The 7,231-nt window shown below is 39.3% G+C and carries 9 protein-coding genes and 1 rRNA gene; 5 read left to right on the forward strand and 5 right to left on the reverse strand.

Translation table 11 applies throughout. From position 1 onward, the window contains the following. A 16S ribosomal RNA gene (locus A3O17_RS05645) occupies positions 1-96 on the reverse strand; the annotation flags it as partial. A 227-nt stretch (positions 97-323) separates the two neighbouring features. Between A3O17_RS05645 and A3O17_RS07805 the strand changes: the two genes are divergently transcribed. From A3O17_RS07805 to A3O17_RS05670, 5 genes are read left to right on the forward strand one after another with little or no spacing between them, the layout of a single operon-like run. Continuing rightward, entirely contained in the window at positions 324-662 is a 339-nt protein-coding gene (locus tag A3O17_RS07805; protein ID WP_225354717.1) for a PTS sugar transporter subunit IIB, read from the forward strand. 40 nt (positions 663-702) lie between these two features. Next, entirely contained in the window at positions 703-1,713 is a 1,011-nt protein-coding gene (locus tag A3O17_RS05655; RefSeq protein ID WP_064212849.1) for a PTS sugar transporter subunit IIB, read from the forward strand. A gap of 15 nt (positions 1,714-1,728) precedes the next feature. Next, positions 1,729-2,532, forward strand: a complete 804-nt coding sequence (locus tag A3O17_RS05660) for a PTS mannose/fructose/sorbose transporter subunit IIC (RefSeq protein ID WP_064212848.1) — start codon at positions 1,729-1,731, stop codon at positions 2,530-2,532. An 18-nt stretch (positions 2,533-2,550) separates the two neighbouring features. After that, complete coding sequence (locus A3O17_RS05665) at positions 2,551-3,474, forward strand: PTS system mannose/fructose/sorbose family transporter subunit IID (RefSeq protein WP_064212847.1); 924 nt, start codon at positions 2,551-2,553, stop codon at positions 3,472-3,474. Positions 3,475-3,502: 28 nt separating this feature from the next. Further along, positions 3,503-3,883 (forward strand): DUF956 family protein, encoded by a 381-nt coding sequence (locus tag A3O17_RS05670; RefSeq protein WP_064212851.1) that lies wholly within the window; start codon positions 3,503-3,505, stop codon positions 3,881-3,883. 33 nt (positions 3,884-3,916) lie between these two features. On the opposite strand, the gene A3O17_RS05675 is transcribed toward A3O17_RS05670, so the two are convergent. From A3O17_RS05675 to A3O17_RS05690, 4 genes are read right to left on the reverse strand one after another with little or no spacing between them, the layout of a single operon-like run. Beyond that, complete coding sequence (locus A3O17_RS05675) at positions 3,917-4,291, reverse strand: DUF956 family protein (RefSeq protein WP_064208591.1); 375 nt, start codon at positions 4,289-4,291, stop codon at positions 3,917-3,919. Positions 4,292-4,319: 28 nt separating this feature from the next. Next, complete coding sequence (locus A3O17_RS05680; RefSeq protein WP_064208590.1) at positions 4,320-5,246, reverse strand: PTS system mannose/fructose/sorbose family transporter subunit IID; 927 nt, start codon at positions 5,244-5,246, stop codon at positions 4,320-4,322. Between the two features lie 20 nt (positions 5,247-5,266). Continuing rightward, entirely contained in the window at positions 5,267-6,073 is an 807-nt protein-coding gene (locus A3O17_RS05685) for a PTS mannose/fructose/sorbose transporter subunit IIC (RefSeq protein WP_064212846.1), read from the reverse strand. A 15-nt stretch (positions 6,074-6,088) separates the two neighbouring features. After that, positions 6,089-7,090, reverse strand: coding sequence for a PTS sugar transporter subunit IIB (locus tag A3O17_RS05690; protein WP_064212845.1), 1,002 nt, complete (start codon positions 7,088-7,090; stop codon positions 6,089-6,091). Between the last annotated feature and the right edge of the window lie 141 nt (positions 7,091-7,231).

Consider the following 7,231-nt stretch of genomic DNA (forward strand, 5'->3'; position numbering starts at 1 on the left):
AGTGCAAGCACTCGGTGTAAAAAATTCTCGTTCGACTTGCATGTATTAGGCACGCCGCCAGCGTTCGTCCTGAGCCAGGATCAAACTCTCAATTTATAAGTTTGTGACTCGTAATTACTAGCGAATTGACTTCGCAAATGTTATTGCATTCATTTTCATGAATTGCCCTGCACATTTGTGTGTCGAAACATTGTTCAGTTTTCAAAGATCTACAACTTTTGTCAAAAGACAACTATTAAATAATATCATTTAATATGCTTGATGTCAACAACTAAATTTAAAAACTAATTGTCAAAACATACCTGTCTAATGACGACTTTTATATTTTATCAACCTTACGTTTTAAGGTCAAGGTATTTATTCAAATAAATTTAAATTTTCGTTTTGATGGAGAAAAAGTTTTATTACTAGTTGAATCTCCCCAGGATGCTTTGCGATTAATCCTTAGCGGAATTGAAGTTTCAAGAATCAATATTGGTTCTTTAAGCTTTGACAATTCCAAAAAGATGATTAGCGATACTGTCGCTGTTAGTCAACGAGACATTCAAGTTTTTCAACTTCTTCATCAGCATGAAATTCAGCTTGAGATTCGGAAAGTATCAAGTGATAATCCGAAAGATCTCTGGCAGATTTTGATTGATAAGCATTTGATTACCGAGTAGGTTTTGCAAAATTAAGAATGCACCAAAGGAGGAAAACATTATGGTAGGAATTATCCTTGCTAGCCATGGCGGATTCGCTGAAGGAATTTATCAATCTGGCGAAATGATCTTCGGTAAACAAGAAAATGTTAAGGCATGCATCTTGAAACCAAGTGAAGGCCCAGATGATATTCGTAAAAAGATGGAAGACGCCATTGCTTCATTTGATGATCCAGAACAAGTATTATTCTTAATTGACCTTTGGAGTGGTACTCCATTCAACCAAGCAAGCAATTTGTTTGCTGAACACAAAGATACATGGGCAATTGTTACCGGCTTGAACTTACCAATGCTGATCGAAGCATACGGTGCCCGGTTGCAAGATGGAATTACGGCTCGTGAGATTGCCAAACAAATCGTTGGTTCTGCCAAGGACGGAATCAAGACCTTACCTGAAGGACTTGTTCCAAAGAAGGAAGCACCAAAAGCTGCTGAAAGTAAGCAACCAACCGGTGCCATCCCTGAAGGAACAGTTTTAGGCGACGGTCACATCAAATTCGGTTTGGTTCGGATCGACTCACGGTTGCTTCACGGACAGGTTGCTACTTCATGGACAAAGACGGTTAAACCAGACCGAATTATTGTTGTCTCAGATTCAGTTGCGAAGGACAAACTTAGAAAGAACATGATTATGCAGGCGGCTCCTCCTGGTGTTCACGCTAATGTTGTTCCGATTAAAAAGATGGTCGAAGTTTCAAAAGACCCAAGGTTTGGTGCTACTCACGCACTGGTCCTTTTCGAAACACCCGAAGATATTTTGAAAGCTGTAAATGCGGGGCTTGATTTGAAAGGTAAAACCATTAACGTTGGTTCAATGGCTCACAAGGTTGGAAAAGTAGCCGTTACAAAAGCAGTGTCACTTGATCAGACAGACATTGATACTTATAAAGAATTGATTAAAGATGGTTTGAAATTCGACGTTAAAATGCTTCCTTCTTCATCTTCAGATGATATTTCTGAATTGCTTGATAAAGCAAGTAAGGGATTAGCAGAAGGAAAACAAAAAGCATAATAAGGAGGAAATACTATGTCGACAATGTCAATTATTTTAGTCCTCATTATTGCTTTCTTAGCGGGTGTGGACAGTGTTCTTGATATTTTTCAATTTTATCAACCAATTGTTGTATGTACATTGATTGGATTAGTATGCGGACAGTTAACTGCTGGCTTAGTTCTAGGTGGAACACTTCAAATGATCGTCTTAGGCTGGGCAAACGTTGGAGCTGCGATGGCACCTGATACATCATTAGCCGGGGTTGCTTCTGCAATTATTTTAATGTTAGGCAACAAGGGTGTTAGCGGCGTAAATACAGCCGTTGCCATGGCGATTCCATTAGCTGTTGCCGGATTAATGCTTACGATGTTAGTTCGGACATTATCTGTCTCATTTGTTCACTTTATGGACGCGGCTGCTAAGAAAGCCAACTTCAGACAAGTTGAAATGTGGCACTATATCGCAATGGTTTGCCAAGGACTTCGGGTTGCAATTCCAGCTGGTCTTTTGTTATTCATCCCTGCTCATGATGTTCAAGCACTTTTGAACGCAATTCCATCATGGCTCAACGACGGAATGACAATCGGTGGTGGCTTAGTTGTTGCTGTTGGTTACGCAATGGTTATCAACATGATGGCTACAAAGGAAGTATGGCCATTCTTCATTATCGGTTTTGTAATTGCTGCAATTAATCAATTAACATTGCTTGCTTTAGGTCTTTTAGGAGTTGCCTTTACACTTATTTATCTCAATCTGGATAAGCATGGAAACAATAACGGAGGCGGCGGAAACAGCAATACCGGTGATCCGTTAGGCGATATTCTAGATGATTACTAAAATAAGGAGGAATTCGAAATGGCTGAAGAAGCAAAAGTTGTTTTATCAAAAAAAGATCGATTTAAAGCCTTTTTGCGTTCAACATTGATCCTTGGTTCATTTAACTATGAACGGATGCAAAACGGTGGTGTTTGCTATTCAATGATTCCTGCCATCAAGAAATTGTATAAATCAGAAGCGGATCGGGCAGAAGCATTAAAGCGGCACCTTGAATTCTTTAACACTACACCTGAATTATTCTCACCAATTTTAGGGGTTGTTCTTTCATTGGAACAAGACAAAGCAAATGGTGCAGATGTTGATGATAGTGCAATTTCAGGGGTTAAAGTCGGAATGATGGGACCTTTAGCCGGGATTGGGGATCCAATCTTCCTGTTCACATTACGGCCAATTCTGGGATCATTATGTGGTGCAATGGCGATTTCAGGAAACGTGTTAGGTCCAATTCTGTTCTTCGTTTTATGGAACTTAATTCGTGGAATTTTTATGTGGAACTTACAGGAATTTGGCTATAAGGCCGGTTCAAAAATCACTGAAGATGTTTCGGGTTCACTTCTACACGATGTTACGCGCGGTGCCTCGATGATGGGAATGTTTGTCCTTGGTGGATTAATTGATCGATGGGTTAAGGTTGATTTTAAACCAATTGTATCAACTGCTAAAATGCAAAAAGGAACATATATTGACTGGAGTTCACTTCCTTCAGGTCATGCAGGTGTTCAAAAAGCACTTGAACTTTACAACAACGGTCAAGGTCTTGCATTATCATCAACTAAGGTTACAACAATGCAAAACATTTTTGACCAATTGATTCCTGGACTGGCAGGATTGCTAATTACGTTCCTTTGCATGTGGCTTTTGAAAAAGAACGTTTCACCAATTTGGATTATTATTGGATTATTTGCCGTCGGAATTGTCGGTCACTTAATCGGATTACTTTAGAATCGAGAAGGGAAAATGATAAATGGAAATTGCACAATCACAAAATACAAAAGCAGAATTTGTTGATAAAGCGACTTCTTTCATTGGAATGGCGACTTACGGTCAGATTATGATTGGAGATAAGGCTTTTGAATTTTACAATTCTAAAAATCCCAAGGACTATATTCAAATTCCATGGAATGAAGTGGATTTGATAATCGCTTCTGTATATTTTAAAGGCAGATGGATTCCAAGGTTTGCAATTCAAACTAAACAAAATGGAATATTTCCGTTTGCAGCACGGCATCCAAAAGCTGTTTTGCGTGCTTGCCGGGAACATATCAATGCTGACCATATTGTGCGTTCGCTTACATTTTTCCAAGTGATTCGAAGAGGAATCCATAATCTTTTCCATCGAAAAAACAAATAAAAGAAGCTCTGGTTTGATCCAGAGCTTCTTTTGCTATTTATTCGCTTTAATTATTCGTTTAATGTTTCGCTTTAATACTTGGAAGAAAGTTAATGAACGAACAATGTTATTTGAATCAATATAATTTCGACAAGCACGTAATACCTTTTTTGGTTCTTTTGATGAAAAAATGTACATTTTTCCTTCTTTGGTTTGAATCGCAAAACGCGGAATATACTTCCCCTTGAAATATAATGAAGCAATAATTTTATTAACTTCATCCCACGGAATCTGCAAATAATGATTTACATTATCCCCATAAAACTCAAACGCTTTGTTCCCAACCATAATCTGACCATACGTTCCAGTTCCATGGTGATAAACCGCTTTTTCAACAATATCTGCTTTCGAATTTAATGATTCAACCATTCATCTTTCCTCTATTCCAAAGTAATTATTAAAGTAAACCAACGACGTGGCCTAAAATACCAACGATGAAGATTCCGATAATGATCCAAATTGGTGAAACCTTCTTCTTAAGTAACCACATGCAAAGGAATGTTAAAAGTAATCCAGCTAATCCTGGAATTAATTGATCAAGAACATTTTGCATTGTTGTGATCTTAACGGATGATAAAGCTTGACCTTGACCATTGTTATAAAGTTCAAGTGCTTTTTGGATCCCTTCATGGCCTGAAGGAAGTGAGTGCCAGTCAATGTAAGCACCTTTTTGTAATTGAACCTTTGAAACAATCGGTTTGAAATCAATCTTAACCCACCGTTGAATCAATGAACCAAGGACAAACATTCCAAGCATTGAAGCCCCACGAGTTACGTCTTGCATCATTGTTCCTGATAAGTCGTCGGTAATTGCAGAACCAGCTTTGTAGCCAAATTCTTGAGTGTACCATTGGAAGCCCCAACGAAACAGGTTCCAAACAACGAAGAACATAATCGGTCCTAAAATGTTCCCGCTCATCGCAAGTGAAGCACATAAAGCACCTAAGATCGGACGAACCGTGAACCAAAAGACTGGGTCACCAACACCAGCCAACGGGCCCATCATTCCGACCTTAACCCCGTTGATTGCTTCGTCATCAACATCGCCACCGTTAGCGCGTTCTTCTTCAAGGGCTAACGTAACCCCAATAATTGGTGAAGCCATAAATGGGGTCGTGTTAAAGAATTCCATGTGGCGCTTTAAAGCTGCTTGACGATCTTCATCCGTCTTATATAATTTCTTGATTGCAGGAATCATTGAAAATGCATAACCGCCGTTTTGCATCCGTTCATAGTTCCATGATCCTTGTAAGAATTGTGAACGAGCTGCAACTTTGAAACGTGTTTTCTTATCAACTTTAATTCGATTTTCTTTTTCAGTCATTCTTTTCACGCTCCTTCATTTTAGTAGTCATCTAGAATATCGCCTAACGGATCGCCGGTATTGCTATCGCCACCGCCGTTACCGCCATTGCCACCTTTTTTATCAAGGTTCAAGTACATTAATGTAATTGCAACAGCTAAAGCACCGATTGCTAACAATGTTAATTTTGTTAAAGCAGCAATTACAAAACCAACAATGAAGAATGGCCATGTTTCCTTAGTAGCCATCATGTTGATAACCATTGCGTAACCAACGGCAACAACCATGCCACCACCGATTGTCATTCCGGCTGATAACCATGAAGGAATTGCATTTAACATGTGTTGAACTGTGTGAGTTGGGATAATAAGTAATAATCCACAAGGAATAGCAACACGTAAACCTTGTAAAATAATTGCAACTGTTTGCCACATGTTCATCTTCTTAAAGCTAACTTCTTCAGCAGCCTTATCCATTGCGTGGGTAATCCCAACACAGATTGTCCGCACGATCATGTTCATAACTAATCCGGCAACGGCGAATGGAACAGCCATGGCAACGGCGGTTCCAACCCCTTTAACACCTAAGTTACCCATTGCTAAAACAATTGCTGATGCAGTTGAAGCAAAGGCAATATCTGGGGCAACAGCCGCACCGATGTTAGCCCATCCTAAAACGATCATTTGTAATGTCCCACCAAGAATAATTCCGGCAGTCAAGTTTCCTGTTACCAAACCAATCAATGTACAAGTAACAAGCGGTTGATAAAATTCAAATTCATCTAAAATACCATCCATCCCGGCAAAGAATGCAATGATAATTACTAAAATTGCTTGAACGATAGACATTTGTCTTCCTCCTTACTATTTCTTTTTCGCTAACTCTTCACGAGCCTTATTAACAAGATCCATCATGTTTTCTGGTGAATCATTTGGAACTTTCCGGACATCGAACTTGATTCCCATTTCATTTAACTTGTCGTATGTTTCAACATCCTTTTCATTTAATGAAAGAACCTTGTTTACGGCAACCTTACCTTCAGAGTGAGCCATTGAACCAATGTTTAGCGTCTTAATGTCAACGCCGCCTTCAATTGCTTTCAAGGCATCTTCTGGGTTTTCAAAGAGGACCAATGCCTTCGTTGCTCCAAACCGCGGATCTTTTGAAACTTCGATCATTTTCTTAATTGGAACAACGTTTGCCCGAACACCAGGAGGAGCAGCCTGAATAATCATGTTCTTCCGTAACTTGTCTTTTGAAACGTTGTCTGAAACAACAATGATCCGGTCTGGACGAACTGATTTTGTCCAAGCAGTAGCAACTTGGCCGTGAAGCAACCGTGAATCAATTCGAATCAATGAATATTTGATATGTCCATCGCCAAGAACTGTTCCTTCTGGAATTGAGCTAACAGTATTTGCACCGTTACTTTGAACCTGTTGTGGCTTTTCGGTTTCAGGTTGAATACTTTCAGGCCGAACCTTTACACCATTTTTAGCAGGTTCCATAATCTGTTTGGCAATTTGTTGTGCCGTAATTCCATCTTGCAATCGAGCACCATATGCTTCGATCAGCATTGGTAAGTTCAAGCCGGTAACAATTGCCCACGTATCTTGATGCTTATCGAACAAGTTATTTGCCTGATTAAATGGGGTTCCACCCCAAAGATCGATCAGGAATAATACTTGTTCTGGATCATCAAATGAAGCAATGGCGTCTTCCATCTTTTTACGAATGTCATCTGGACCTTCACTCGGTTTCAAGATGCATGCCTTAACATTTTCTTGTTTACCGAAGATCATTTCGCCAGATTGATAAATTCCTTCAGCGAATCCGCCATGGCTGGCAAGAATAATTCCTACCATAATATCCTCCTCCTCGTAATATATGTTTTGTAATCATCTCACGATGATTTTCCTTAAAAATAATCTTTTTGTTTTAGTACTGTGTGGTACCTGAGATAATAATCACTAGGAAAGTCCTAAATGGGATTGCTCTAGCACCCC

Origin of the sequence: Ligilactobacillus aviarius (assembly GCF_001654615.1) — a bacterium.
Taxonomy (GTDB): Bacteria; Bacillota; Bacilli; order Lactobacillales; family Lactobacillaceae; genus Ligilactobacillus; species Ligilactobacillus aviarius_B.

Excerpts from the sequence above, each read along its gene's own strand:
- A3O17_RS05680 (WP_064208590.1), bottom strand. The coding sequence starts at position 5,246 with ATGACTGAAAAAGAAAATCGAATTAAAGTTGATAAGAAAACACGTTTC.
- A3O17_RS05655 (WP_064212849.1), top strand. The coding sequence starts at position 703 with ATGGTAGGAATTATCCTTGCTAGCCATGGCGGATTCGCTGAAGGAATT.
- A3O17_RS05685 (WP_064212846.1), bottom strand. The coding sequence starts at position 6,073 with ATGTCTATCGTTCAAGCAATTTTAGTAATTATCATTGCATTCTTTGCC.
- A3O17_RS05660 (WP_064212848.1), top strand. The coding sequence starts at position 1,729 with ATGTCGACAATGTCAATTATTTTAGTCCTCATTATTGCTTTCTTAGCG.
- A3O17_RS05665 (WP_064212847.1), top strand. The coding sequence starts at position 2,551 with ATGGCTGAAGAAGCAAAAGTTGTTTTATCAAAAAAAGATCGATTTAAA.
- A3O17_RS05690 (WP_064212845.1), bottom strand. The coding sequence starts at position 7,090 with ATGGTAGGAATTATTCTTGCCAGCCATGGCGGATTCGCTGAAGGAATT.
- A3O17_RS05675 (WP_064208591.1), bottom strand. The coding sequence starts at position 4,291 with ATGGTTGAATCATTAAATTCGAAAGCAGATATTGTTGAAAAAGCGGTT.